The organism is Nocardia alba NBRC 108234, from assembly GCF_001612665.1.
In the GTDB taxonomy this organism is placed as follows: Bacteria; Actinomycetota; Actinomycetes; order Mycobacteriales; family Mycobacteriaceae; genus Nocardia; species Nocardia alba.
Genome location: NZ_BDAX01000001.1, coordinates 79,263 through 103,186, shown reverse-complemented (window position 1 = coordinate 103,186; position 23,924 = coordinate 79,263). Strand labels below are relative to the sequence as shown.

Here is a 23,924-nt window from a genome sequence, read left to right as displayed (position 1 = left end):
GTAAACCACCTTGATCTGTCAAATTCTTGAACGGTCCCCAAGAAGATAGCGCGTTCTTGATGACCATTCAAGATGCAGTTGGTGGTGGGCCCCTATCGGGCCGGGCTCACACCCCTTTGACCGCGGTGCGGTCCATGAACCCGAACAGATACCCGGCCACCCGCCGCATCTGGATCTCCTCCGCCCCCTCGGTGATCCGGTAGCGCCGATGGTGGCGATAGATGTGCTCGAACGGCTTGTGCCGCGAGTAGCCCAGACCACCGTGCACCTGCATGGCCCGGTCGGCGGCTTCGCAGCACAGCCGGTTGGCCCAGTAGTTGCACATCGAAACCTGTTCGGAGGCAGCGAAAGTGCCGTAGGTGTCCATGGACCAGGCGGTCTTGTGGATGAGCGCGCGCAGCATCTCACACTGGGTGTGCAGTTCCACCAGCGGGAATTGGATGGCCTGGTTGGCTGCCAGCGGCTTGCCGAAAGGCTTGCGCTCCTTGGCGTATGCGACGGACTGGTCGATGCAGTACTGCGCCGCGCCGAGGCTGGAGGCCGCTTGGCGGATCCGGTTCTCGTTGAAGAAATGCTGGACGACGCCGAGACCTCGGCCCTCCTGCCCGAAGATCGCCGAATTCGGGACCCGCACCTCGGTCAGCGAGACACGCGCGTGGTCGGTGGGCATATTGAAGGTCCAGAGGTACTCCTCGACCCGGAAGCCGGGCGCGTCCATCGGCACCAGGAACGCGGTGATGCCGTGTCCGTCGCCGGGTCGTCCCGAGGTGCGGGCGAAGATCAGATCGGCGTCGGCGATGTGGACTCCGGTGTTCCAGGTCTTGGCCCCGTTGATGATCCAGTCGTCACCCGCCCGGGTGGCGGTGGTCGCCATGTGGGTGGCATCGGAACCGTGATCGGGCTCGGTGATGCCGAAGGCGAAGAACTTCGTGCCCGCGGCCAACCCGTCCACCCACTGGGCTCGCTGAGCCGGGGTGCCGTACTCGAGCATCAGCAGCAGACCCACATTGTTGGCGACGATGGCGTGCTCGTTCTGCAGGTCGCAATGCAGACCGAGACCCCGTCCGGCCAGGTGCTCGCGGATCACCGCCATCCCGAGATTGGTGCCGTCGCGCCCGCCGAACTCGCGCGGGAAGGCATAGCGGTAGTGGCCCGCGGCATCGGCACGACGACGCGCTTCAGCCAGCAATCGCTCCCACTCCGCGCTCGGCAGACCGCCACGGTCCCAGTCGGTGCGCGCGTCCTCACGGCGGTGGTCGAAGAAGCGCATGTTGTCGGCCTGCTGCTCGAGCGGGATGATCTCGGCCTCGATGAACGCATCCAGCTCGCTCAGATATCCGGCCAGATCGTCGGGCAGTTCGAAATCCACTGTCTCTCCTATACTTTCGCCTCGGGGCGAATCTGCATGAGCAGGTCCCACTCGATTTCGGAAACCCGCCGGCCGCTGGCGGCCATGACGATGTCGCGCACGCTGCCGTCGACATGCGCGGCGGCCTGGGCGGCCAGGCCGACGCCCCAGGCCAGCGTGCCCATCACCTTCCACCAGCGGAATCGGTCGAGATCGAAGTCACCGCCCGCGCCCTGGTAGCCGCGCAGGAAGCTCGCGCGGTCGGCGAAACCGCCGAACTCGCGATCGTCCGCGCCGAAGCGCCACATCCGCAGCGCGGGCCAGGCCACGTCACGCATCGGGTCGCCGAAACGCTGAGCGCCCTCCCAGTCCAGCACGGCCCGCACACCGTCATCGGCGACGACGATATTGCCGTTGCGCAGGTCGGTATGCAGCAGCGCGGTGCGCGGCGGCGGGCCAGGGAGGCGCTGTTCGAGCCAGCGCAGCGACAGCTCGAACACCGGCCGGTCGCCGAGCAGCGCACGCACGTCCGTCTCGGCCGCGGCGAAAAGGCCGGCGGCCGGGTCGGCGCCCGCGGCGGGCACGGTGCCCGGAGCGGCGGCCGGATCGATGGCGTGCAGCCTGCCCATCGCCTCGCCCCACTCGCGGGCCACTGCCTCGGCGTTGCCTTCGGCCGCGATGAGGCGCAATACCTTGCGCGGGACGGTCTCCCCGGCCACGTGATCGCTGACAACGAACGGCTCGCCCACCACGGCCGGATCCGCGCAGACCGCCACCACCGCTGGCACCGCCACCCCGTGCGACCGCGCCAGTTCGCGCACCGCCGCCTCATCCTCGACCGACATGATCTGCACGGCGGCCGGCACGAGCGTGGCGACCAGCTTGCGTGCGCGCTCCCCCTCGACCTGCGCGGTGAAGCCGACGTTGCGTCGGCGCGCGCCCGCCGAGAGATACTCGAGCTCGTCTACCCGCGCAGGCGCGGCCCAGGTCCGGGTCAGGAACTCGGCCAGACCGGCGGCGAGATCGGTGGTCACTGACCCTCCCAGCTGTCGTACCCGGGTTTGGCGATCGCCAGGTCGGCGCGCACCACCTCGACCAGTGCCTGCCACAGGGCGCGCTCGTCGTCGACCGCGCCGAGTAGTTCGTGTTCATGTCGCGTCGCCGCCGGCGCGAGATCGATCTCGCGACGCACGATCCTGGCCAGATTCGCCCCTACCCGCGCACGGTGCTGCAGGGCGGGTGGCAAGGCCGGCAGCAATGTGCTCTCCAGTAGTTCGGCCAGGGACTCCAGCAGCTCGGCTGCGGGTGGTTGATTCTGCACAGTGACCCCTCTGGCGCTGCCGCCATCGTGAGAGAACTTCGAAGGTATCTGCGTTGTGACTCGAAGGGGAAGCTACGGCAGATCACGCGACGAGACAATAAGAGAATCAAAGCCCATGTATCTCAATCCATGGCGTGCTAGACATTTCCTGGTCACCCGATTCCGCGGATGGTGCCGGCGTTCGCCCTAGGCTGGGCGTATGAGCCTTCCCTCCCCCGCTGCCGACCGCACCGCGATCGTCACCGGCGCCTCCTCCGGCATCGGTGCCGCGCTGGCCCGTGAACTGGCCGCGCGCGGACACCAGGTCACGCTGGTCGCGCGCAGCGCCGACAAGTTGGCCGAACTAGCCGCCGAGATCACCGCGACCGGTGTCCGCGCCGATATCCTCGCCGCCGACCTCGGCGACCGCGAGACCCGCGCCGCGCTGCTCGGACGCGTCGAAGAGCTCGGACTCGCTCCCTCGATCCTGGTGAATTGCGCCGGAATCTCCACTCTCGGCCCCGTGCACAAGGCCACCCCGGATGCCGAGATCGCGATGGTCGAACTCGATGTCGTCGCGGTCGTCGATCTGTGCACCCGCTTCCTGCCCGCGATGGTGGCCCGCGGCACCGGAGCGGTGCTCAATGTCGCCTCCACCGGCGCGTTCCAGCCGCTGCCCGGCCAGGCCGGGTACGGCGCGAGCAAGGCGTTCGTGCTGTCCTACACCCAGAGCCTGTCCGGCGAACTGCGTGGCACCGGCGTCACCGCGACCGTACTGTGCCCAGGGCCGGTCGACACCGGTTTCGGCGAGCGCGCGGGCTTCACTTCCGAGGAGGCGCACGCCGCACTGCCGCCTGTCATGTGGGTATCACCAGAGGTGGTGGCCCGCGTCGGTATCAGCGGCCTGGACAAGGGCACCATGGTGGCCATCCCGGGACTGGCCAACCGCGCAGCCGCCGCGCTGGTGCCCTTCCTGCCGAAACGACTTCTGGTGCCGATGCTTTCGCGCCAGCACCCCGGGCTGCGCTGAGCCACTGGCAGGGCCGCAGGCGGCCTTTCGGGAAGGCTGTCTGTCAGCAACCAGAGTTGGAACACATTCGGTGGGGCAGGTCACGATGTCACCGCTGCGGCCACGGCTCGGCGGCCGCGGCCTGGAACGAATCCGTGGGGTCGCCGGCAGGCGCCCAGGGCAGCCCCGTCTGCTGCGGCGGAGTGTGCCAATTCCGTTCTCGCGCAGTATCTTCGGCGATCCGCAGGAAGCTCGCGACGGCTTCGCTGTGGGGCTCGTCGCGCCACGCGATGCACCACGGGTAGTACGGTTGCACCTCGGCGGGGCGATAGATCGGTATCCCCAATTCGCTGTATCGTTCTGCGTAGCTTTCGAATTCGAGGACATAGCCCACCTCGGGGGTACGCCGCACGACGGCCAGGCAATGCCCGAAGGTGCCCGGGTTCCCGAGCCACCGCAACGACATCGCCGTGTGGTGTTCGAACGCGCTCAGATAGTCACCGTGGGCGTTGTACAACCCTGATTCGGGCGTGTCAGCGAAGACTCCCACCGGGCGTTCGAACAACGACGCCGTGGTCGCGGGCAGATCATTCGGGCGCCCGACCAGCAGCATCGGCTCGAGCCGGAGGCGATGAAAGCGCCAGCCGGTCGGATACCGTGCGACCATCGCGGAGGTGACCCGCAGTATCGCGATATCGAGCCGTCGGCCCAGCAACGCGTCCAACTGCCGGAAGCTGTCCATCGAATACTCGGCGAGCCGGATATCGGGGCAGCTCGCGGCGAAGGCGTCGGCGACGATCCGGGTGGTCGGCAACTCGAAGATGTGCGCGATACGCACGACCCCCGAGTCATCGGGTCGTTCGCCGATACGCGTGGCCAGGGCGATCATCTCCCGGGCATCGGAGAGCACTCGATGCCCACGCGGAGTCACCGTCACGTGGCGGCTGTTTCGCTCGAGCAGCCGGCCGCCCAGCTGTTCTTCGAGCTTGCGGATCTGCTGCGACAGCGCGGGCTGGCTGATGTAGAGCCTGGCGGCGGCGCGGCCGAAGTGCAACTCCTCGGCAACCGTGACGAAGTACCGCAGCAGGCGTAGGTCCAGGTCCAATTCCGCTCTCGCTCTCTGGCGCCATCGGACCACGAATACATCCTCGCCTGCGACGATAATAACGCGGTTATCGGTGCGGCCACGACATGACCTGGACATTGCCCGCGAATCGGTGTTCGATTCACAGGGTTGACCTCCGCTTGATGCCTGGTCGAATCGACACAGCGGCCGCGTCCATGGTCCGCGCTGAGAGGGATCGAGATGCCCCAGACCGCTACCCCTGTCGTCTTCATCCACGGCCTGTGGTTACACGCCAGCAGTTGGGTCCCTGGGTCGAGCATTTCCGTGCCGCCGGATACGCCCCGCTCGCCCCCGGATGGCCCGGCGAGCCCGATACGGTCACCTCCGCCCGCGAACACCCCGAGGCGGTTGCCGATGTTGGAATCGACGATGCGACAGCACATTTCGCGCAGATCATCGATGCCCTACCCGCCGCGCCCATCATTGTCGGGCATTCGTTCGGTGGCCTGATCACCGAGAAGCTACTGGGTGAGGGTCGGGGTATCGCCGGTGTAGCGATCGATCCCGCACAGATCAAGGGCGTGTTGCCGCTGCCGTTGGCGCAGCTGCGCGCGGGACTGCCCGCACTGGGGAACCCGGCGAATCTGCACAAGGCGATCTCGCTCACCAGCAAGGAATTCCGGTTCGGATTCGGGAACGCGGTCTCCGAGCAGGAGTCCGACGAATTGTTCGAGCAGTGGACCATTCCCTCACCGGCGCGTCCGCTGTTCCAAGCCGCCGCCGCCAACTTCGTGCCGCATTCCCAAGCAAAGGTGAACACAGGCAACGCCGATCGGGGCCCGCTGCTGCTCATCTCAGGGCTCGAGGACCACACAGTGCCCGATGTGGTCACTCGGTCCACACTCAAGCAGTACCGCGACTCCACCGCGGTCACCGAACTTCGCCAATTCGAAGGGCGTGGTCATTCGCTCACCGTGGACAGCGGGTGGAAGGATGTCGCCGACGCGGTGCTCGCCTGGCTCGCCGATCAGGGCCTGTGAGCGACCGGACCGACGAAGGAGCGACCGCACTGGTTGGGCACTTTCACCCCTGAATCTGCTGGCCGCGATCCGAACCACCCGCGCGGTGCTGCCCGCCGTGCTCGGCGCCGGCAAAGGCAGCATCATCATGATCACCTGTGGCTGGGCGAGGCCGGTGTCGCCACCGCGATCGCCCAGGCCACCGGCGACGACGCCGCAGCCGTCGCCCAGGCCGCCGCATCCGCATCCGTTACCGGCCGATTCACCCGGCCTGACGAGATCGCTGATCTCGCCGCCTTCCTGGCCAGTGATCGCGCCGCGAACATCACCGGCTCGGACCTCGTGATCGACGGTGGCTTGCTCACGACCACCTGACGTCGCGCTGATCCAGGCACACCACACGGCATGACCGAGAATTGCCCCGTGCCACACACCGAACCCACTGCCGTTGAACTGCAGCGTGACCCATTGCCACTGCGCGGCCGCGTCGCCGTGATCACCGGAGTGAGCCGACGCAAGGGCATCGGCTACGCGATCGCTCGCCGGTTGGCCGCATCGGGTGCGAGCTTGTTCCTGCACCACCACGCACCCCACGACAGTGAACAGCCATGGGGAGCAGACCCCGACGGACCACAAGCCCTGTTCGAAACCCTGGCCGACAACACCCCGGTCCACCACCTCGGCCTCGACCTCGCCGGTGCCGACGCGCCCGCGCGGTTGATCACCACCGCGACAGCGGTTTACGGGCATCTCGACATCCTCGTCTGCAACCACGCACGCAGCGGTGGCGACGGTCCACTGGGCACATTGGACGCCGCACTGCTCGATGCCCATTGGGCCGTGAACACCCGATCGGTGCTGCTGCTCACCCAAGCATTCGCCGCACAGCACGACGGACGTCCCGGCGGCCGCGTCGTCCTCATGACCTCCGGGCAGGACCTCGGCCCCATGCGCGACGAAATCGCCTATGCCACAGCCAAAGGCGCCCTCGCCTCGATCACCCCCACCCTGGCCGACCATCTCGCCGATCAGGCGATCACCCTCAACACCGTCAACCCCGGCCCCGTCGACACCGGATACGCATCGCCCGAACTCCACGAGGCGGTACGCCGCCGGTTCCCCGCCCAACGCTGGGGCACACCCGACGACCCCGCCCGCCTCATCGGCTGGCTCGCCACCGACGAAGCCTCATGGATCACCGGGCAGGTCATCAACACCGAAGGTGGATTCCGCCGACAGAACTGACCACCCCACAGCTCCGAATCACAGGGCTTTCAGGCAGTTCCGATCTCCGACGTCAGCATTGTGTTCGGCGAGGACATCGACCTTGCCAGCTAACGATACAGAACAGTACAGTACAGTCATGCGAGCACTTACCTTCGCCGGCCGCGGTCAGCTCGAGTGGCGCGATATCGCAGACCCGGTGATCACGAGCAGCGGCGAGGCCGTCGTCCGACCCCTCGCTGTGGCCACCTGCGACCTGGACATCGAGATCATCCGCGGCCGCTCGCCGTTCGAGCCGCCGTTCGTTCTCGGCCACGAATGCGTCGCCGAGGTCGTCCTGGTCGGCGACGGCGTGCGCAGTGTCGAGCCCGGTGACCGCGTGGTCGTCCCCTTTCAGATCAACTGTGGCGCCTGCGACGCGTGCCAGGCAGGCCGGACCGGCAACTGTCTGAGCGTGCCCCTGATGTCGACCTACGGATTCGGGTTCGGCGAGCAGAACACCCGATGGGGTGGCTTCCTCGCAGACCTGATCCATGTCCCCTATGCCGACGCGATGCTCATCCCGGTCCCGGCGGGCCTGACCGCCGCGGCCGCCGCCGGAGCCTCCGACAACCTCACCGACGGCTTCCGCGCCGTCGCGCCCCACCTCGCCCAGCGCCCCGCAGCACCCGTACTCGTTGTCGGCGGCGCCGGATCCGGGTCGATCGGTCTCTACGCCGCGGCCCAAGCCAAGGCATCGGCCAGCGAACGGGTGCTCTACCTCGACACCGACCCGGCCCGCCGGGCCGTGGCGGAAAGCTACGGCATCGAGACCCTCGACCACATCCCGGACCGGCTCGACGACAAATTCCCGATCACCGTCGACGCGTCCGGCGACATCCGTGGTCTGTCCCTCGCGCTCGCCAGCCTGGATCGCGACGGTGTGTGCACCTGCACCGCTATCTATTTCGATCCCGCCGCGCAACCCCGGCTCCCCCTCCTCGCGCTGTACACGATGAACTCGACTTTCATCACCGGCCGCATCCACGCCCGCCGCGACGCCCCGGCGCTACTGGACCTGCTCGCCTCCGGACGTTTCGACCCGACACCTGTCACCACCCGAGTCGTTCCTTTCGCCGACGCCGCCGATGCCCTGACCGCGCACGACTACACCAAGTTGGTGTTCACGCCGTGACCCCGCGCGAGCGAGTCCTGGCAACCGCCTCGAAACTCTTCTACCGCGAAGGTATTCGCGCTGTCGGCGTCGACCGCGTCGCCGCCGAGGCCAACGTCAGTAAGATGACCCTCTACCGTCACTTCCCCACCAAGGACGACCTGGTCGTGGCGGTCCTGGAAGCCCGCGACGAGCCAGCCCGAGCGATGCTGGCCGCCGCGACCGCGACAGGCACCGCTCGCGACCGCCTGCTCGGCGGCTTCACCCTGCTGGAAACCTGGTTCACCAGCAAGGGATTTCGCGGGTGCCCATTCATGAACGCCAGCGTGGAACTCGCCGACCCCGGACACCCCGCGCGCGCCGTCGCCCAGCGACACAAGACCGCCACCAGCGACCAATTTCGCGTCCTGGCCCACGACGCCGGAATCGCCGACCCGAACAGCCTTGCCGATCAACTGGCCATCCTGTTCGACGGAGCCATCGCGCAAGCCCAGATGCGCGATGCCGGGCTCGTCGCTCGCGCCGCCCTGGCCGCCGCGACCACCCTCGTCGACGCTGCCCTCGCGCGGCGGTGAATCCGGACCGCCGGTGAATTGTGTCGCTCGATCGAGCTCGGGGCATCGTCATTCGGGCCTCGCCGCGTCTACGGTTCCCCCTCGGTAGTGACCTCGAAGGTGTTGAGGAAATTGCAGACGAGTTGGTAGAAACCGACGGTGAGGACGAAATCGGCTAATTCGGTGACGCTGAACAGTTCTAGCGCTTCGGCCCGAGCCACCTCCCCGAGCGTGTGCTCGGAAAGAATCGTATCCGTCCAGCGGAGCACGGCGGCTTCCTCGGATCGCAGCCCTTCGCCGCAGCCGGTGGCGGCAGCGGCGATCGCGTCCTCGCTGAGCCCGACCGCGCGCGCGAACCTCTCGTGATGGTGCAGTTCATAGGGCGCTTCGTAGACGTGGCCGACGCGCAAGATCGCCAGCTCGCGCAGCGGGAAAGGGACAGAGTTGGTTTGCAGCATGGCGTCGGCCATGGTCAGAAAACTCAGGCCCATGCCGTGGGAGTGAGCGACCATACGATAGATGTTGGCCGTGTGTGTGGACAACGCTTCGCGGAGCGCGGGGGGCAGGGTCGCGGGGTCGGGGAAGTCGATCATCGGCATGGTGTTCTCCTCTGTGGTCATGCGAGCTTGTCGACTTCGCCGCGGATGGGTTCACTGCCGTCCCAGGTTTGCGCGACTTCCCGGATGTAGTGGAAGAATTGGCCTTTGGGGCCGCTGATGTCGGAGATTTCGATGATGTGGCCGAAGGTCTTCTCGGTGTCGAAGTAGGCGAAGCGACCGAGTTCACCGCCGATCGACCCTTCGTGGCCCACCTCGTAGCCCAGCGCCAGCGCCTTGTCGTAGAGCGCTTGGTAGTTATCGGTCCAGTAGGCGATGTGCTGCAAGCCTTCGCGCCCGGAGTCGAGGAATTCCCGGTAGAGCGACGGCGCGTCGTTGCGCGGCTGGATCAGCTCGATCTGCACGTCACCCGAATTGGCCAGCGCCACGCTCATTTTCATCGGCGAATCGCTGCCGCGATAGGTGAAGTAGTCGGTCTCTACGTCGTGGACATAGAACCAGGGCCCTACGCCCTGGGCGATCCAACGGTGCATCTCTGCGTTGATATCGCGTACGACATAGCCCATTTGGGTGATACCGCCGAAGATCCGGCTCATAGCGAGTTCACTTTCTGTTCAGGGGGTTCAGAGACGACCCAGTGCCCGATCGAGCAGGTATGGATCGTGGGCATTGATCAGGAGCAGGTCGGGGTCGGCGGCGGTCCACAGCTCGGCGAGACGTTCATGGTTGGCCTTGACCCGGGTCCAGTCGGCGGCGATGACACGTTCCATCGCGGTGAGAGCCCGTGGCGCGGAGCAGGACCCATCGAGCTGACCATGGTGATAGAAGGAATCGCCGACATGCAGAATCCAACGATCACCGGCGTCGACAGCCACAGCCGCGTGGCCCCGGCTGTGGCCGGGGAGGTTGACCAGCACGATTCCGGGTGAGATGCCGGTGAGCTCTTTCGCACCGGCGAACCCCCGCCATGACTCCCCCGCGTCCGGTGTGTACTCGACAAGGATCGGATGGTGGGAGCGCTGCGCGGGGAGATAGCGGCCGCGTTCGATCAGCGTGCGCGGATTCCGGGAGGCGAACGCCTCCGCGGCGGTGAGGTGCACCCGGGCCCAAGGGAAGTCAGCCGAACCGCCGGCATGGTCGGCGTCGAAGTGGGTGAGCACGACGTCGCGCACATCATGGGGGTCGAAGCCGAGTTTCTCGACCTGCGTGATCGCGGCTTCGGCCGGGTCGAAGACGGGTCGGACGAAGAAGCGGCCCGCACCGAACCTCGGCCCAGGAGAACGAGAGTCCTGCAACCCCAGGCCCGCATCCACGAGGACGAGCCCTCGCGGTGTTTCCACCAGCAGCACGTGACAGACCAGCCCGCCGGGAGTCGCGGGTGGGTGCATGGTTCCGCAGTTGAGGTGATGGACCTTCATCCGCCCAGTGCTGCCTTCACTCGTCCGTCGCCGGAGCGGGCCCGGTATGCGCGTCGGCGAAGGACAAGATGATCTTGCCGACCGCCGAGTTCCGCCGGAGCCGCTCGGCGGCGCGCTCGGCTTGCTCGGGGACGAAGACGGCATCCACGCGTGGGCTGATCGTTCCCGCGGCGACCGCGGGAACGACCTGCGAGGTCAGCGCGGCGACGACATCGGCCAGCTCGTCGCGGGTGCGAATGCTGAAGGTAGTGCCGAGTATTCGCTGGCGACGGAAAGCGATCGTGTCCAGATCGAGGGTGGTCGTGGCACCGGCGAGTCGCCCGATGCTGACGATGGCGCCGCCGATCGCCGTCGCGGCGGGCAACCGCGCGAAGAGTTCACCCCCGACATGGTCGAGGGTGATATCGGCGCCGTTGCCGTTCGTCGCGGACGCCACCACCGCCGCGAGATCCTCGACGGTGGTATCGACAGCGATGTCCGCGCCCGCGGCGGTGAGTGCGTCTCGCTTGTCCGCGCTGGTGGTCGTCGCGATGACGGTGCTCGCGCCGAGCGCTTTGGCGAGTTGGATGCCGACCAGCCCGATCGAGCTGGTCCCACCGACGATCAGCACGCTGTTGCCCGCGACGAAACCCGCCTGGCTGACCAGCGCGTCGTGTTCGGTGATCAACCCGATCGGCAGGGACGCCGCCTCCTCGAAACTCAGGCCGCCGGGGATGGGCACGAGTAGCCGAGGATCACACAGCGCGTAGTCGGCGAAGCCACCGATCGTGATGCCCATGACCCGAGTTCCCGCGCACAGATGTGGCGCGAGCGGACTCGACGTTTCCACCACGCCCGCTACTTCCATGCCGGCGGTGAATTCGCCCGCCTGTTGGGAGTTGGCGGTGTAGCTGCCCTCCAGGGCATAGAGGTCGGCGCGGTTCAGGCCGGCGGCCATCACCTGAATGCGGACCGCACCGAGTAGGTGCGGAGTGTCGATATCGCGCAGCAGCCAGTTGGGTCCGGCGCCGCCGATGAGTGCACGCATGTGCGGGATTCCTTTCACAGCATGGTGGAATGCGGAATTGGCCCTGAGGTCACCGGTGCGTGATCGCACCGTGGGCGAATGTCGGCGAGGTACCAGGATTGGTCCACGCCGCTGTCAGCTCGCTCGACGGAAAGAACTGCGCGAAGCGGGAATCGCGTTGACTCCGATCGGCCAGCGTCTTCTCCAAGATGATCGAGTTGTATTGATCGACAGTGGTTTCGATGGTGTTGGCATTGAGCACGATCTCCTGTCCCCACTCCCGCGCCCACCGCGCGATTCCGGGCATCCGGGAGAATTCCGGGGTGAGGCATTCCGCAGCGATGACGTTCTCACTGCTGACCCAGACCCCGGTCGAGGTATTGAGCACCAAGCTCTGGTTGCCGAAGACGTGGCCGGGGGTTTTCACCACCGCGACGCCGGGACCGAACACCACCGACCCGTCGATGGGCAAGAACGACTCCGGCGAAACATCGCGGTAGGCCCCGGGCTGGTACCACGGGCGCTGCATCGGGTGCAGATCCGCCATCGCGGCCAGTTCGTCACGCTGCACGATGACCTTCGCGCGCGGGAACACGGGTTTCGGTTGCCCGCCGAGGTCGGCCTGGTGGGTGGTGGTGCCGATCCAGCGGCGCAGGTCCTGGGTGTGCAGGTGGTCGAACATCAGGTAGTCGACCTCGGCCGGATCGATTCCGAGGCGGGACAGGTGCCCGACCACTGTGCCGTGTTCGGTCACCACCCGTTTCGACACCACGTCGGGGGTTCGTTCGACGAGCTTGTCGAAGTACGGCGTGTAGCGGCCGAGTTCGACATCGCTGGGCTCGAAGAGCAGCACCCGTGGCGTCCCGTCGCTCTCAGCCCATCTGATGACCAACATCCGGTTGGTGATCGCGAGGAACGGCGCTATCGCGCGGGACGCGCGGAACAAGCCGAACCGTGTCGGGTACGGCAGGGTGACCAGGTCACAGGTTGTGACGCTGTCCGGAGTGCCGGTTCCGAGGAACTCTTGCCTGAACGCCACCGCCTGGGTCCGGATCGCGGTGAGCCGGGCACCCGGACCACCAGGGATCGCCGAGACGTCGGTCAGGCTGTCGACCCGCACACCCACACTCGCCAGATCCAGCACATCGCCTTGATGCCACGGCATCCGCATCGTTCTCACCTCACGTCATTAATTCCACGGTGTGGAATTAAACCAGATTAAACCCACACCGTGGAAATATGCAAGAGTGGGTTCGATGAACGCCATGACCGACGCGACACCGAGCCCGCGACAGCCCCGACGAGGCCGTCCGCCGAAGGCTCAGGCTCAGCTCTCACGTACCGCGATCCGCGAGGCCGCGCTCTCGGTCATCGACGCCGAGGGCACCGATGCCGTCAGCATGCGGTCGGTCAGCCGGGTCCTGGGAGTCGACGCCAAAAGCCTCTACCACTACGTCGAGGACAAAGACGATCTGCTCGACGCTGTCGCCGAGCATGTGCTCGAACAACTCCGCCTGCCGGAACCGACCGACTCGATCGACCGTGATGTTCGTGCGTGGGCCAACGAATTCCGCCGCATCACACTCGCCCATCCCCAGGCCGCGACGTTGGTGCTGACCCGCCAACTCTCCTCGACAGTCGCCCTGGCCCCTGTCGAAGGAATCCTCACCGTGCTACGACGCACGGGCCGCAGCCCCGAGGGAGCGGTCCATCTCATGCGCACGCTGCTGGCAACGCTCATCGGAACATTGCTGCGCGAGGCAGCGGCCGGACCGACGTTCGGGTCGGAAGACCCCACACAAATCGCCGAGCGTCAGGCCACGCTCGAAGGATCTGGACTGCCGCAGATCGAGCTTGCTGCACCGTTTCTCGCCCGGTTCGACCGCGATCGCGAGTTCGACTTCACAGTCGACCTGATCGTCCGGCTCGCTACCACCCCGATATCACCGACGACCCCATGAGTCGCACCGGCACCGCTGATCGGCCGAAGACGTGACGGCACACATTTGTCCACCGCGCCGAAGATCCCGATGAACGGGATACCCCTCGTTCGATTCGGGCAGATAGCTGCTTCTGTGAGACGCGACACCCCGGATTCCGGTTCCTCGGCATATCCGAAGTGTCGTTCGCCACGATGAAAGGCATTCCCACCCATGCGAATCCGATCTCTTCGATTGTCCGTCCCGGTGATGGCGGCCGCGGTCGCGGCCACAACCGCTACCGCCGGCGCCGCGTCCGCCGATATCGACTTCGGCAGCTCCGGCAGCAGCGGCGACATGGTCATCACCCTGGTGCGCCATGCCGAGTCCCTCGGTAACACCTCCGGCCTGATCGACACCACAGTGCCCGGGCCCGACCTGACCTCGCGCGGCCGGACACAGGCAGACAATCTGGCGATCCAGCTGGCCGGCGAGAATTACGACTGCGCGTTCGCGTCCACCATGGTGCGTACCGAGCAGACCGCGGCACCGACCGTCGCCGAGCAGGGCCTGAACCTCACCGTTCAGTCCGGTTTCCGGGAGATCGAGGCAGGCCGGTACGAGGGCACCCCGGAGGCCCAGGCGATGTCCGGGTACCTCCAGGCGCCGATCAAGTGGCTCTCCGGCGACCTGAACGCACGGATTCCGGGCTCCATCGACGGCAACGAGTTCGACCGCCGCGTCGATCAGGCACTGCTCGACGCACAGCGCCGCGGCTGTGCCGACCCGGTGATCTTCTCGCACGGCGGCACCATCATGTTCTGGTCGATGATGAACGCCGACAACGCCGACAAGAACAAGCTCGGCACCGATCCGATGCGCAACGGCGGCCGCGTCGTCCTCCAGGGCAGCCCGCAGAAGGGCTGGACGATCGTCGAGTGGGTCGGCCACCCGGACCTGGGCTGATTCACCCTTCCGCGCCCGGATGCCATCGACACCATCGCTGGCACCGGGGCACGGTTGTCTCCACTGTTCAGCTACGTCTGCGGCCGAAAGCACGCAGCGCTGGGAGTGACGCCAGCATGAGCACTGCGGGCGCGACGGTGAATCCGATGAGGATGCCCAGTTTCGCCTCGGCGGCCTGGGTCAGCGGGACGTCCCAGGTGGTCGGGGTGTATCCGGAGACCGTGAGCGCCACGGAGAAGAGACCCGGCCCGAGCGCCATGCCCGCGGTCTCACCCGCGGTCCACAGGCCGGTGAATGTCCCCGCCTGCGTCTGCCCGGTGCGATCGGCGTCGGCCAGTACGGTGTCGGGCAGCAGGGCCAGCGAGAGCAATTGCAGTGCGGCATAGCAGATCCCGAGGACCGCGACCAGTGCCAGCGCCGGTCCTGGCCCGCCCAGGGCGATGGCCGGCAACAACAGCGCCGCACCGACGGCGTAGCCGACCGTCGCGACGGTCAGGCAGCGCAGCCTCCCGAAGCGGCGCGCGAGCTTCTCCCAGACCGGGACGGCCAGCGCGCTCGGCGCGACCAGGCAGACGAACAACACCGACGTCAGTCCGTGACCGCCGAGCCAATAGGTGGCGATATAGGGCGCGGCGGCCAGCATGACCGCCACCGCGACGGCATGCACGACGTAACTGATCAGCAGTGCGAAAAAGGCCCGGTTGCCCCGGGCGGCGCGCACGGCGGCAACCAACCCGAGCGCCCGGCCCGGACTCGACGGCACCCACCGGGTGCCGATCGCCGCGCTGACCAGTGCACCCAGCATCAGCACACCCACGACCGAGCCCATCAGCACGTATCCGGCGCGTCCCTCGCCGCCCGCCGCCACCAGCGCCGGTGCGAGCCCACCGCCGAGCAGAATGCCGATGGTCAGGTAGATGACACGCCGCGCGGTGACCGAGGTTCGAGTGGCCGGGTCGGCGGCCATCTCCGCCGGCAGCCCGACATAGGGCACCTGAAACAGCGCGAAGGCGCTGGCGGCCAGGACGAACACGACCGCGACCCACGCCGCGCCCACACCACCGGTGAACGGCGACATGAACATCACCGCGAAGAGCACGGGCAGCGCCACCGCGCCCCGCAGCATCAACCCGGTCCGGCGGCCGGTGCGGACCGCCTCGCGATCGCTGGCCGCCCCGACGACGGGATTGAACACCACGTCCCAGAGCTTCGGAAGCACCACGACCAGGCCGGCCAGGCCGGCGGCCACACCCAGAATGTCGGTCAGGTAGTACAGCAGCAGCAGCCCGGGGACCGTCGCGAAGACCGCGGTCCCGACCGAGCCGACACCATAGGCGGCGATCCTGCGGCGGGTCAGGCCCTCGGCCCGGCTATCGAGCGACATGCCGACGTTCGATCATCGTGCGGCTCCCACTCGAAATAGGTCGATCACCGGTGTGGTGCCGACTGACGCCGAACTGTATGCCGACCGCGGCGTAGGCCGACCAGATTCGCTCAGCGTGATTTGTTCCGGATTAGAACCGCGCTGACTGCAATCAGCGCTTCCTGGTCAGTTGACTAATACCGTGTTCACGGTGCCCCCACGTCGACGGCTGATCATCGCCCTGTTCGCGCTCGCGCTCACCGCACTGGGCACCACGCCCGCGGCCCAGGCCGCACCCGATGCCGGTACCGGCCACGGCTCGGTGACCGCGGCATACCTGCGAGGAGCCACCCCCGGGGCGAGCGTGGAGCTGCTCGACGCGGCCGAGCGAATCGTCGGCCGTGGCAGCATCGATCAGCTCGGCTCGTTTCTGGTGCGCGAGCTGCCGCCGGGCGAGGACTACCGATTCCAGGTCGATGGACTGCGCGGCAACAGTTTTCGCGTGCTGGACACCGCCGCACCGCCCCAGTCGCACTACGCGGACCAGCGATTGCGACCCGGCATGAACTACCTGCGCATGCGGGACGACATCACACTGGCGGCATTCGTCCGGCTGCCCGCCGGAAAGACCCTCGCGGACGGACCTTTTCCCACCGTCATCGAGTATTCCGGCTATCAGACCGCCGCACCGAACCCGCTGGTCGTGGGTGCGGCCACCGGGCTGGCCAAGGCCCGCGACCCGCTCGCCCCGGCGAACGGCCTGGTCCTCGGCGCCGAACTCGCCCCCGACATCGGCTTCGCCTCGGTGAGCGTGCAGATGCGCGGCAGCGGATGCTCCGGCGGAGCCTATGACCTGTTCGACTATCCGACCGTCTACGACGGGTACGACACGGTCGAAACCGTTGCCGCCCAACCGTGGGTCGCTGGGCACAAGGTCGGATTGGTCGGCATCTCGTACTCGGGAATCTCGCAGATCGCCGTCGCCGGAACCGAGCCGCCGAGTCTGGCCGCCATCGCCCCCATGAGTCTCACCGACGATCTGCACTCCACCGGATTCCCCGGCGGGATCTTCAATACCGGTTTCGCCGACACCTGGCTCACCGAGCGGCAATCCGATGCCGCGCCCGGCCCGTCCGGCGGACAACCCTATGTGCGCCAGCTGATCCAGCGCGGCGATCAGGACTGCGCGGCCAATCAGTCACTGCGACTGCAGACTCCGAGCCTTCGGCAACTGGTCGCCGACAACCCCGATCGCACGCCCGCGGTGTTCGACCACCGCAGCCCGGCGACGTGGGCTCCGAAGGTACGGGTGCCGGTGCTCCTGACCGGTGCGCTACAAGACGAACAGGTCGGCCCGCAGTGGACCCGCATCATCGACGAATTCGACGCGAATCCCGACGTCTGGGTGCGATTGATCAATGGCGCGCACTTCGATTCGCTCGGCCCGCAGATTTTGAGTCAGTGGTGGGAGTTCCTGAACATCTTCGTGGCGGAACGGGTCCCGCCGCCGTCCCCGGCCCTGGAAGCGCTCAGTACCGTGATGTACGCCGCTATCACCCGCTCTCCGGCGATCCGGGTCGACAGCGCCCGCCTGTCGAATACGCCGTCCGTGCAGGCCGCCGAGGCCGCGTTCGCCGCCCGGCCACGCGTCGAAGTCTTCTACGACAACGGCGCCGGAGCCGCCGGGGCGGGTGGACTCGCGGCCCCCTGGTCATTGGGACTGAACGAGTGGCCCTCGGCGCGGATCGCGCCCACCACCTGGCATCTGGGTGGCGGCGGCAGTCTGTCGACAGCTCCCGGTCCGTCGGAGAGCCTGGCATTTCGACCCGACCCGACTGCCCGCCCGGCGGGGACGCTGGACGTGGTCGGCCCCTCCGACCTTCCGTGGCAGCCGATTCCGCCGTACAACTGGGCACCGCTACCGGGACAGGCCGGCGTGGGGTTCACCTCGCCGGTGCTGGACCACGACATCGTGACGGCCGGACCGGCCAGCCTGGATCTGCAGCTGGCCAGTACCGCCCCGGTCACCGATCTACAGGCGACGATCAGTGAGGTGCGCCCGGACGGCCAGGAGAGCTATGTGGCCACCGGCTATCTGCGCTCGTCCTATCGTGCGGTCGACGCGAATGCGACTGCTCTGCAACCGCTCCGGTCCTACCGCAATCCCACCGACCTGCCGCCCGGGTTCAGCGAGGCACGGATTTCGATCGACCCGCTGGCGCACGCGTTCCGCGCGGGATCGCGCATCCGGGTCACCCTCACCGCGCCGGGCGGGGACCGCACGTCGTGGCGATTCGACACCCCCGCGACGGACGGCCTCGTGGTCGACACGATCGGGCTGGGAGCCGGCGGATCGTCGCTGGTGTTGCCGGTGATCGCCTCGGCTGTCGCGGGCGCACCGCGGCCTGCCGTCTGCGCCGGACTGCGCGGTGCCCCGTGCCGGACCTACCAGCCCGCGTTCAACGGCGGCTGACCAGGGGCAGGACGCCTTCGCCGAACCAGTACGCCTCTTCGATATGCGGCTGACCGGAGAGGATGAAATGGTCGACGCCCACGGCGCGGTACTGCTCGATGAGGTCGGCGACCTCGGCGTGGCTGCCGACCAGCGCGGTTCCCGCGCCGGGGCGCACCAGGCCGTAACCGGCCCACAACCCGGGATACACCTCGAGATTGTCCCGGTCGGCATTGAGTTCCAGCTGCCGGCGCTGCCCCTCCGATTCCCCCTGCGCCAGGCGAGCCCGCGCCAGCTCGATGATCGCCGGATCCATGCGCGACAGCAGGTTTCGCGCCTCGGCCCAGGCCTGTTCGTGCGTGTCACGGGTGATGACGTGCGCCCGGATGCCGAAAGTCAGTTTCCGGTCGTACTTCTCGGCACGAAGACGCAGATCATCGATCAACTCGCCCACCGCGGCGGGCGGTTCGGTCCAGGTGAGATAGGTGTCGACGTTCTTGGCGGCGACCTCACGCGCCGCGTCGCTGGCCCCGCCGAAGAAGACCTCCGGAACCGGCGACGGCGCGGGCAGCACCATCGCACCGGTCACGTCGTAGTACTTGCCCGAGAAATCACTCGGCTGGCCGGTCCACGCCTTCCGGATCACCTGCAGGAACTCGTCGGTCCGGGCGTATCTCTCGGTCTTGGACAGCCGGTCACCGAACCGCGCCTGCTCCTCCGCGTCGCCACCGGTCACCACGTTCAGGGCGACTCGGCCACCGGACAATTGGGCGAAGGTGGCCGCCTGCTGCGCGGCCAGGGTCGGCGTGATCAGCCCCGGCCGAAACGCCACGAGGAACTTCAGGCGCGAAGTCTGCGGAATCAACGCCGCCGTGGTGATCCAGGCATCCGCGCACCAGGTCCCCGTCGGTGTCAGCACAGCTTCGAATCCCAGCTGCTCGGCCGTCTTCGCCACCAGCGTCAGATAGTCCAGGCTCGGCGCCCGGTGCGCCGACGCGGTGCCGATGACGCCCGCCGACTGCAACGCACCGATCACTTCCCGTCCATCACCCGAGGTCGGGAGGTACCAGTGGAAGTGCGGCTCACCCATGACAACAACTCTCCTTCGCAATCAGCCGACAGACCAATCGCGGCCACGGCACACCTACACAGTTCCACGCTCCGTCTGCACGTCAGAGATTTATGACTGGGATGATCCGAATCGACGGGCGATCACCCCGGCCATATCCGGCGACAGCGTCGGAGGATCGGGGGCACCCGCCGGATCCGGAACACTCACGCCCCGGGGAAGGAGACCCCGGTGAGCTTCTCGGCGACCGCCCACAACCGCGTACCGGCAGCCGGATCCAGTGCACGGCGCGAGATCTCGACCGGAACCGATGGGCCGATGAGCTCCCCGCGCCCGCCGGGGCCGAAGAACTCGCCGCCTTCCACGTTCGGATCGAGGGCCGCGCGCAGGATCGGCTCGGCGCCTTCGACGGTGCCCTGGGTGAACCACCCTGTCAGCCAGGTCATTCGGGGGCTGTACACGAGCTGAACCAGGCGATTCTGTTCGCGCAGAATGCCTGTTCGCACACCGCCGGGGTGCGCGGCCAGCGAGATCGCGCGTGAACCGGAGGCCGCGAACCGCCGCTGGAGTTCGATCATGAACGTCATCGACGCCATCTTCGAACGCGCGTAGGCCAGCTCCGAGTCGAAGCCGCGATGCAGGGTCAGGTCGTCGTAGTCCAGGGTCGCGTTGCGACGACGGTGGGTGAGACTGCTGACGGTCACGACCCGGGCGGCGGGGGCGGCGGACAACGTGTCCGCGAGGTGCCCGGTCAGCGCGAAGTGCCCGAGGAAGTTCGTCACGAAGTCGAGTTCGAAGCCCTCCTCGGTCACGGTGTGCTGTTTGGCCATGACACCGGCGTTGTTGATCAACAGGTCGATGACCGGCCAGCGCTCGCGCAATCGACCGGCACACAGGCCGACCGAGGTGAGACTGCTGGTATCGAGCTCCTCGACATACACGCTCGCGTCGGCGGCACCGGCGAGGATGTCCGCGCGGGCCGCGGCGGCCCGCTCGGCGTTGCGGCAGGCCAGCACGACCGTCGCACCCCGATGCGCCAGGTCACGGGCAATCTCCAACCCGATGCCGGTGTTGGCACCCGTCACCACCGCGATGCGCCCGCTCTGGTCCCCGGCGCTGTCGAGGGACCAGCGCGGCTCGCGTGCGCCGGTCACAGATCGACCGCCGGGACCGGCCACAGCGGGCTGCTCATCTGCTCCAGGCCCGGGTAGTGACCCGGCTGGGGACCGCTGGTCGCGGCCTGCCAGAACAAATCCAATTCGGCGCGATCTGAACTCATGTGCGGGTGTCCTCATCTATCCGCGAACCGCCGCGCGGTTCGGTACAGCGGGTGCCGGGGCGGGCTCATGACGCGCACCCGGCGATGGATCGAAAAGTTCAGGGGCGCAACACCAAGCGGGCGATCGAGCTCAGGCGATTCGCCATCTCCGGGTAGGAGAAATAGCCCATGCCCGCCTGCACCATCGCGCCGCTGACCGCTATGTCGAGGGCGGTGAGCACGTCGGCGGGATAGTCACCGGCCGCGCGGCGGGTGCGCGCGCTCATGGCCGCGCCGATGCGCGTACGCACCCGGCCCACATCAGGATCGCGGCTCAGCACCGCCGCTGAGGCCGCGATACTCAGCTCGGGTTCGGCGGCCGAGAGCGCGGCCAGCTCGGCGAACACCGCGTCCAGGCGCTCGAGCGGGGTGCCGTCCGCGAGCGGGGTCTCGCACCATGCTCGCACTCGCCGCCAGTAGATCTCCGAGACCAGATGTTCCTTGGCGGAGAAGTAGCCGTACGCGGTCGCGTGGGTCACCCCGGCGCGCCGGCAGACCTCGCGCATCGACAGCTGCTCGAATCCTTGCTCGCACAGCACTTCCAGGCCCGCGTCGAGCAGCCGCTCGACCGTTTCGGCCGCTCGACCGCGCAACGCTCGCCGTCCTCCGTCTGTGCTCGTGGCCGCATCCATAGCTCAATATTTACACCTGGCTAGCCAGGTGTAAAGAATCAATATGGCGGAGCGCCACAGGACTCGCTCACCCGCCGCTACCTGCCGATCATGGCGTCGGTGGTCGAACCCGTGCTCAGTATCGAGAGCACGTTCACAGTCCCCATTCATTCCACTGGTGCTGCCGGGCCTTCCGGCCGCCCTCACCGTATGGCCGCGATACCCTCGACTACATGGCTATCGTCCCGCTCGAAGCACTCGGCCAAGCGATCCGATCCGCCTGGTCAGCCGACACGAGCGCTTCCGCGGCCTGGACCGAGAGCAACCGCTCCAAGGGTCAGTGTGCCGTGACCGCCTGCGTCGTTAACGATCATCTGGGCGGCGATATCCTCCACACCACCGCCACCCTGCCCAGCGGGGATACTGTCTCCCACTATTTCAATCTCATCGACGGCAGGCCGGTTGATCTCACTTCCGAGCAATTCCCGGAACACACCCAGTTCTCCGAACCGGCACCGAAAACTAAGGGCTTCCCCTCAACGCGCGAGTTCTGCCTCTCCTACGAGCACACCAAACAGCGCTACGAACTACTGCGTACGCGGGTCGCCGAACGCCTCAGTGGCTAGGGATCATCGGGCAGTCCACAGCCCGAAGAACTCGCGTACTTCCGCCACCGCTACATGCTGACGCAGCTCATCCGCGATCTCGGTGAGCGTTGTTTGCAGTCGGGTCGAGGCCACCTTGCTGATCCCCGCGAAGTTCTCGATGAGTACCCCGCAGCCATCGGCAATCGCCCCGGCCTGAACATAGTTCTCAGCCAAGCGAACCTGCCAGGCAGTCTGCTCACGCGGGTAGGCCGCGGTGCCGTCGATGGCGGATCGCAGATACACGGCAGCTTCATTGTGGTCGCCCAGCCGCATGAACGCCAGGCCGGTAAGTCCGCTGAGCTGCGCTTCCGGCAGATGGACAAGATAGGCCGGATCATGACCTCTGGTTGATTCATATGCCCGGTGCGCCCGATTGACCGCACCAACCATCGCCGAACGATCGCCGATGACGCTGAGCGCCTCGGCCTCACGAATTGCGGCTAGTGCCCGCAGCTTCGGGCCACCCTCTCGCCTGGCGGCGAGTTGTGCGGCTTGGGCGAGCTGCACTCCCTCTTTCGGCCGTGAACCTTCCCGATACGACAGCAGGCAGGCGTTGATCCAGGTATGTGCGGCGGCGATGCCGTCACCACTGACGGTGGCAGCCTGAGCCGCATCGGCGTAGTAGCGCTTGGCATCCTTCCAGCGGCCGGCGTCGTAATGCACCCAACCTGCGGCGGTCATCATCTCAGCACCGGCGCTGGTGAGCGCTTTGCCGACCTTGTCGCTGTAGCTGCCACCATCGAGAAGTTGCTCGACGTAGCGCACTTCGTTGGAGGCAATCTCGCACAACCGATCACCGCCAGCCATCAGTTGCAATTCGTGAATCTTGTCGATGCTCTTGGCGATTCGTTCAACATCCGTGGCGCCGACCTTCGGTTCATAAGATGCCGACGAAGCGATCTCCTGGCGCTTGTTCCCACCGACAGCCGTAGCAACCCCAACCGCGCCCGTCTTGAAAAACTGGCGACGCCGCACGTCCGCCTCCTCGTCCGACTCGGCCGCCAGTAAGGCCAATGGCACTTGGAGTGCGATGGCCACACGGCGCAACACGCGGAGATCGTAGCTGGCGGGACCGTCGTGCTCCAGCTGTGAAATTGCCGGTTGAGTGAAATGAAGGAGCGCACCCAGATCCGCCTGAGTCATCCCGATGGACTGACGAATCCGCCGGATGGTCTCGCCCGTTGTCATAGACATTTTCGGATACCCCCTGAGCGGCCGAGCCTACTTGGGTTGTGCCGGGTAGGACGCCCACGCCCTACGGTTTCGGCCCGTCTGCACATATACCGATTTCCGTATAACGGCGCGGGGACTGGCTATTTCAAGGCGAAACAGGCAGTTTTCGGGGCTTACCGTCCAATGCGTACCCGGTACCGGGCTGACGCCGCAACCCCTCAGCGGCGCACCGGTTTACCCGTGGGTGGCAGATCGGTGGCGAAGGCCCCCGGTGCCGGGTACCGCCGCCAATTTCGGTTGCTCTGTCACGGAGGATCTCGATGACTACGAATTCGATTGCCATGCAGCACTTCATCGCAACGACAAAACAGTCGCATCACGCCAACGACCTCGAGCTGGTCGATACAACTACCGACCAGGCACTCGTCGGACCGCTCCCGTCATCGGAGATGATCATTGCCTCGCTCGCAGGGGTCCTGCCAATCGCTGGTCGTGACATCCTCGACCCGGCCTTCGACCTGGTGGCCTGCCAGCGCGAGGAACGGTTGGCGGAGGAAGTCCTCTACCGACGAAACCGCGCTGTGGGGGACGTTGTCGCGCGGATGGCCGAGCTTTGGGAACTGCTGAGCGCCTGCGCACCTGATGTCAGCGATCCACCCGAAGCAGTGTTGCTGATGGAACTGTGCGACGGCTACGACGCCCTGGCAGCCGATATCGAAATCGGACGACGTCTGCCTGCGGGGGTGTAAGTC

Annotated in this window: 25 protein-coding genes and 1 pseudogene; 11 read left to right on the top strand and 15 right to left on the bottom strand. The window is 66.9% G+C overall.

Features of this window, described 5'->3' with window-relative positions:
- Positions 1 to 106: 106 nt before the first annotated feature.
- Genes NA12_RS00485 through NA12_RS00475 form a run of 3 tightly spaced genes read right to left on the bottom strand, consistent with a single transcriptional unit; the run spans position 107 to position 2,669 of the window.
- Positions 107 to 1,369, bottom strand: coding sequence for an acyl-CoA dehydrogenase family protein (locus NA12_RS00485; RefSeq protein WP_067444552.1), 1,263 nt, complete (start codon positions 1,367 to 1,369; stop codon positions 107 to 109).
- Positions 1,370 to 1,377: 8 nt separating this feature from the next.
- Positions 1,378 to 2,382, bottom strand: a complete 1,005-nt coding sequence (locus tag NA12_RS00480; RefSeq protein WP_067444549.1) for a phosphotransferase family protein — start codon at positions 2,380 to 2,382, stop codon at positions 1,378 to 1,380.
- Positions 2,379 to 2,669, bottom strand: coding sequence for a DUF6285 domain-containing protein (locus NA12_RS00475; RefSeq protein WP_067444545.1), 291 nt, complete (start codon positions 2,667 to 2,669; stop codon positions 2,379 to 2,381). The genes NA12_RS00480 and NA12_RS00475 overlap by 4 nt, the downstream gene beginning before the upstream one ends.
- A 199-nt stretch (positions 2,670 to 2,868) precedes the next feature.
- Between NA12_RS00475 and NA12_RS00470 the strand changes: the two genes are divergently transcribed.
- Positions 2,869 to 3,678, top strand: a complete 810-nt coding sequence (locus NA12_RS00470; RefSeq protein WP_067444542.1) for an SDR family NAD(P)-dependent oxidoreductase — start codon at positions 2,869 to 2,871, stop codon at positions 3,676 to 3,678.
- An 88-nt stretch (positions 3,679 to 3,766) separates the two neighbouring features.
- Here the strand turns inward: NA12_RS00470 and NA12_RS34870 are convergent, their stop codons facing one another.
- Entirely contained in the window at positions 3,767 to 4,795 is a 1,029-nt protein-coding gene (locus NA12_RS34870; RefSeq protein WP_279388128.1) for a LysR family transcriptional regulator, read from the bottom strand.
- Between the two features lie 209 nt (positions 4,796 to 5,004).
- Between NA12_RS34870 and NA12_RS00460 the strand changes: the two genes are divergently transcribed.
- From NA12_RS00460 to NA12_RS00440, 5 genes and pseudogenes are all read left to right on the top strand, one after another.
- Positions 5,005 to 5,763, top strand: coding sequence for an alpha/beta fold hydrolase (locus NA12_RS00460; protein WP_307188330.1), 759 nt, complete (start codon positions 5,005 to 5,007; stop codon positions 5,761 to 5,763).
- Between the two features lie 135 nt (positions 5,764 to 5,898).
- Positions 5,899 to 6,117: pseudogene (locus NA12_RS00455) on the top strand (SDR family oxidoreductase); the annotation flags it as partial.
- 48 nt (positions 6,118 to 6,165) lie between these two features.
- Positions 6,166 to 6,987 carry an SDR family oxidoreductase gene (locus tag NA12_RS00450; protein ID WP_243654856.1) on the top strand — a complete coding sequence of 274 codons (822 nt, stop codon included), beginning with the start codon at positions 6,166 to 6,168 and terminating at the stop codon, positions 6,985 to 6,987.
- 118 nt (positions 6,988 to 7,105) lie between these two features.
- A complete protein-coding gene (locus NA12_RS00445) occupies positions 7,106 to 8,140 on the top strand; it encodes a zinc-dependent alcohol dehydrogenase (RefSeq protein WP_067444528.1) in 1,035 nt (344 codons plus the stop codon).
- Positions 8,137 to 8,694 (top strand): TetR/AcrR family transcriptional regulator, encoded by a 558-nt coding sequence (locus NA12_RS00440; protein ID WP_067444524.1) that lies wholly within the window; start codon positions 8,137 to 8,139, stop codon positions 8,692 to 8,694. The genes NA12_RS00445 and NA12_RS00440 overlap by 4 nt, the downstream gene beginning before the upstream one ends.
- 68 nt (positions 8,695 to 8,762) lie before the next feature.
- Here NA12_RS00440 and NA12_RS00435 read toward each other — a convergent pair whose 3' ends face one another.
- Genes NA12_RS00435 through NA12_RS00415 form a run of 5 tightly spaced genes read right to left on the bottom strand, consistent with a single transcriptional unit; the run spans position 8,763 to position 12,825 of the window.
- Positions 8,763 to 9,272, bottom strand: coding sequence for a carboxymuconolactone decarboxylase family protein (locus tag NA12_RS00435; RefSeq protein WP_207905587.1), 510 nt, complete (start codon positions 9,270 to 9,272; stop codon positions 8,763 to 8,765).
- A gap of 17 nt (positions 9,273 to 9,289) precedes the next feature.
- A complete protein-coding gene (locus NA12_RS00430; RefSeq protein ID WP_067444518.1) occupies positions 9,290 to 9,826 on the bottom strand; it encodes a VOC family protein in 537 nt (178 codons plus the stop codon).
- Between the two features lie 27 nt (positions 9,827 to 9,853).
- On the bottom strand, positions 9,854 to 10,648 hold the full coding sequence (locus tag NA12_RS00425; RefSeq protein WP_067444515.1) for an MBL fold metallo-hydrolase: 795 nt from the start codon (positions 10,646 to 10,648) through the stop codon (positions 9,854 to 9,856).
- Between the two features lie 16 nt (positions 10,649 to 10,664).
- On the bottom strand, positions 10,665 to 11,675 hold the full coding sequence (locus NA12_RS00420; RefSeq protein ID WP_084472246.1) for a zinc-binding dehydrogenase: 1,011 nt from the start codon (positions 11,673 to 11,675) through the stop codon (positions 10,665 to 10,667).
- Between the two features lie 49 nt (positions 11,676 to 11,724).
- Positions 11,725 to 12,825 (bottom strand): hypothetical protein, encoded by a 1,101-nt coding sequence (locus NA12_RS00415; RefSeq protein WP_067444512.1) that lies wholly within the window; start codon positions 12,823 to 12,825, stop codon positions 11,725 to 11,727.
- A 31-nt stretch (positions 12,826 to 12,856) separates the two neighbouring features.
- Here NA12_RS00415 and NA12_RS00410 point away from each other — a divergent pair, with 31 nt between their 5' ends.
- Both NA12_RS00410 and NA12_RS00405 read left to right on the top strand, forming a co-directional pair.
- Positions 12,857 to 13,615, top strand: a complete 759-nt coding sequence (locus tag NA12_RS00410) for a TetR/AcrR family transcriptional regulator (protein ID WP_243654855.1) — start codon at positions 12,857 to 12,859, stop codon at positions 13,613 to 13,615.
- Positions 13,616 to 13,807: 192 nt separating this feature from the next.
- A complete protein-coding gene (locus NA12_RS00405) occupies positions 13,808 to 14,539 on the top strand; it encodes a histidine phosphatase family protein (protein ID WP_067444506.1) in 732 nt (243 codons plus the stop codon).
- Between the two features lie 67 nt (positions 14,540 to 14,606).
- Here the strand turns inward: NA12_RS00405 and NA12_RS00400 are convergent, their stop codons facing one another.
- On the bottom strand, positions 14,607 to 15,923 hold the full coding sequence (locus tag NA12_RS00400) for an MFS transporter (protein WP_067444502.1): 1,317 nt from the start codon (positions 15,921 to 15,923) through the stop codon (positions 14,607 to 14,609).
- A gap of 190 nt (positions 15,924 to 16,113) precedes the next feature.
- Here NA12_RS00400 and NA12_RS00395 point away from each other — a divergent pair, with 190 nt between their 5' ends.
- The gene (locus NA12_RS00395) at positions 16,114 to 18,375 is read left to right on the top strand and encodes a CocE/NonD family hydrolase (RefSeq protein ID WP_067445190.1); all 2,262 of its coding nucleotides are present in this window, start codon (positions 16,114 to 16,116) and stop codon (positions 18,373 to 18,375) included.
- On the opposite strand, the gene NA12_RS00390 is transcribed toward NA12_RS00395, so the two are convergent.
- From NA12_RS00390 to NA12_RS00380, 4 genes are all read right to left on the bottom strand, one after another.
- On the bottom strand, positions 18,362 to 19,444 hold the full coding sequence (locus NA12_RS00390; RefSeq protein ID WP_067444499.1) for an LLM class flavin-dependent oxidoreductase: 1,083 nt from the start codon (positions 19,442 to 19,444) through the stop codon (positions 18,362 to 18,364). The two genes, NA12_RS00395 and NA12_RS00390, sit on opposite strands and share 14 nt — an antisense overlap.
- A 185-nt stretch (positions 19,445 to 19,629) precedes the next feature.
- The gene (locus NA12_RS00385) at positions 19,630 to 20,577 is read right to left on the bottom strand and encodes an oxidoreductase (RefSeq protein WP_067444496.1); all 948 of its coding nucleotides are present in this window, start codon (positions 20,575 to 20,577) and stop codon (positions 19,630 to 19,632) included.
- On the bottom strand, positions 20,574 to 20,702 hold the full coding sequence (locus NA12_RS34510) for a hypothetical protein (protein ID WP_255284059.1): 129 nt from the start codon (positions 20,700 to 20,702) through the stop codon (positions 20,574 to 20,576). The genes NA12_RS00385 and NA12_RS34510 overlap by 4 nt, the downstream gene beginning before the upstream one ends.
- A gap of 98 nt (positions 20,703 to 20,800) precedes the next feature.
- Positions 20,801 to 21,373: a TetR/AcrR family transcriptional regulator gene (locus NA12_RS00380; protein ID WP_067444493.1), complete on the bottom strand. Its 573-nt coding sequence runs from the start codon at positions 21,371 to 21,373 to the stop codon at positions 20,801 to 20,803.
- 212 nt (positions 21,374 to 21,585) lie between these two features.
- Between NA12_RS00380 and NA12_RS00375 the strand changes: the two genes are divergently transcribed.
- Entirely contained in the window at positions 21,586 to 21,978 is a 393-nt protein-coding gene (locus tag NA12_RS00375) for a YunG family protein (RefSeq protein WP_067444490.1), read from the top strand.
- A 3-nt stretch (positions 21,979 to 21,981) separates the two neighbouring features.
- Here the strand turns inward: NA12_RS00375 and NA12_RS00370 are convergent, their stop codons facing one another.
- The gene (locus NA12_RS00370) at positions 21,982 to 23,187 is read right to left on the bottom strand and encodes a helix-turn-helix domain-containing protein (RefSeq protein ID WP_165914791.1); all 1,206 of its coding nucleotides are present in this window, start codon (positions 23,185 to 23,187) and stop codon (positions 21,982 to 21,984) included.
- Positions 23,188 to 23,492: 305 nt separating this feature from the next.
- Here NA12_RS00370 and NA12_RS00365 point away from each other — a divergent pair, with 305 nt between their 5' ends.
- Positions 23,493 to 23,921 (top strand): hypothetical protein, encoded by a 429-nt coding sequence (locus NA12_RS00365; protein ID WP_132369819.1) that lies wholly within the window; start codon positions 23,493 to 23,495, stop codon positions 23,919 to 23,921.
- Positions 23,922 to 23,924: the final 3 nt, after the last annotated feature.

What these genes read in the sequence shown, in the direction of transcription:
- NA12_RS00435 (WP_207905587.1), bottom strand. Translation starts at nt 9,272, where the DNA reads ATGCCGATGATCGACTTCCCCGACCCCGCGACCCTGCCCCCCGCGCTC.
- NA12_RS00470 (WP_067444542.1), top strand. Translation starts at nt 2,869, where the DNA reads ATGAGCCTTCCCTCCCCCGCTGCCGACCGCACCGCGATCGTCACCGGC.
- NA12_RS00370 (WP_165914791.1), bottom strand. Translation starts at nt 23,187, where the DNA reads ATGACAACGGGCGAGACCATCCGGCGGATTCGTCAGTCCATCGGGATG.
- NA12_RS00405 (WP_067444506.1), top strand. Translation starts at nt 13,808, where the DNA reads ATGCGAATCCGATCTCTTCGATTGTCCGTCCCGGTGATGGCGGCCGCG.
- NA12_RS34510 (WP_255284059.1), bottom strand. Translation starts at nt 20,702, where the DNA reads ATGAGTTCAGATCGCGCCGAATTGGATTTGTTCTGGCAGGCCGCGACC.
- NA12_RS00365 (WP_132369819.1), top strand. Translation starts at nt 23,493, where the DNA reads ATGACTACGAATTCGATTGCCATGCAGCACTTCATCGCAACGACAAAA.
- NA12_RS00430 (WP_067444518.1), bottom strand. Translation starts at nt 9,826, where the DNA reads ATGAGCCGGATCTTCGGCGGTATCACCCAAATGGGCTATGTCGTACGC.
- NA12_RS00415 (WP_067444512.1), bottom strand. Translation starts at nt 12,825, where the DNA reads ATGCGGATGCCGTGGCATCAAGGCGATGTGCTGGATCTGGCGAGTGTG.
- NA12_RS00445 (WP_067444528.1), top strand. Translation starts at nt 7,106, where the DNA reads ATGCGAGCACTTACCTTCGCCGGCCGCGGTCAGCTCGAGTGGCGCGAT.
- NA12_RS00380 (WP_067444493.1), bottom strand. Translation starts at nt 21,373, where the DNA reads ATGGATGCGGCCACGAGCACAGACGGAGGACGGCGAGCGTTGCGCGGT.
- NA12_RS00375 (WP_067444490.1), top strand. Translation starts at nt 21,586, where the DNA reads ATGGCTATCGTCCCGCTCGAAGCACTCGGCCAAGCGATCCGATCCGCC.
- NA12_RS00425 (WP_067444515.1), bottom strand. Translation starts at nt 10,648, where the DNA reads ATGAAGGTCCATCACCTCAACTGCGGAACCATGCACCCACCCGCGACT.
- NA12_RS00400 (WP_067444502.1), bottom strand. Translation starts at nt 15,923, where the DNA reads ATGTCGCTCGATAGCCGGGCCGAGGGCCTGACCCGCCGCAGGATCGCC.
- NA12_RS00390 (WP_067444499.1), bottom strand. Translation starts at nt 19,444, where the DNA reads ATGGGTGAGCCGCACTTCCACTGGTACCTCCCGACCTCGGGTGATGGA.
- NA12_RS00420 (WP_084472246.1), bottom strand. Translation starts at nt 11,675, where the DNA reads ATGCGTGCACTCATCGGCGGCGCCGGACCCAACTGGCTGCTGCGCGAT.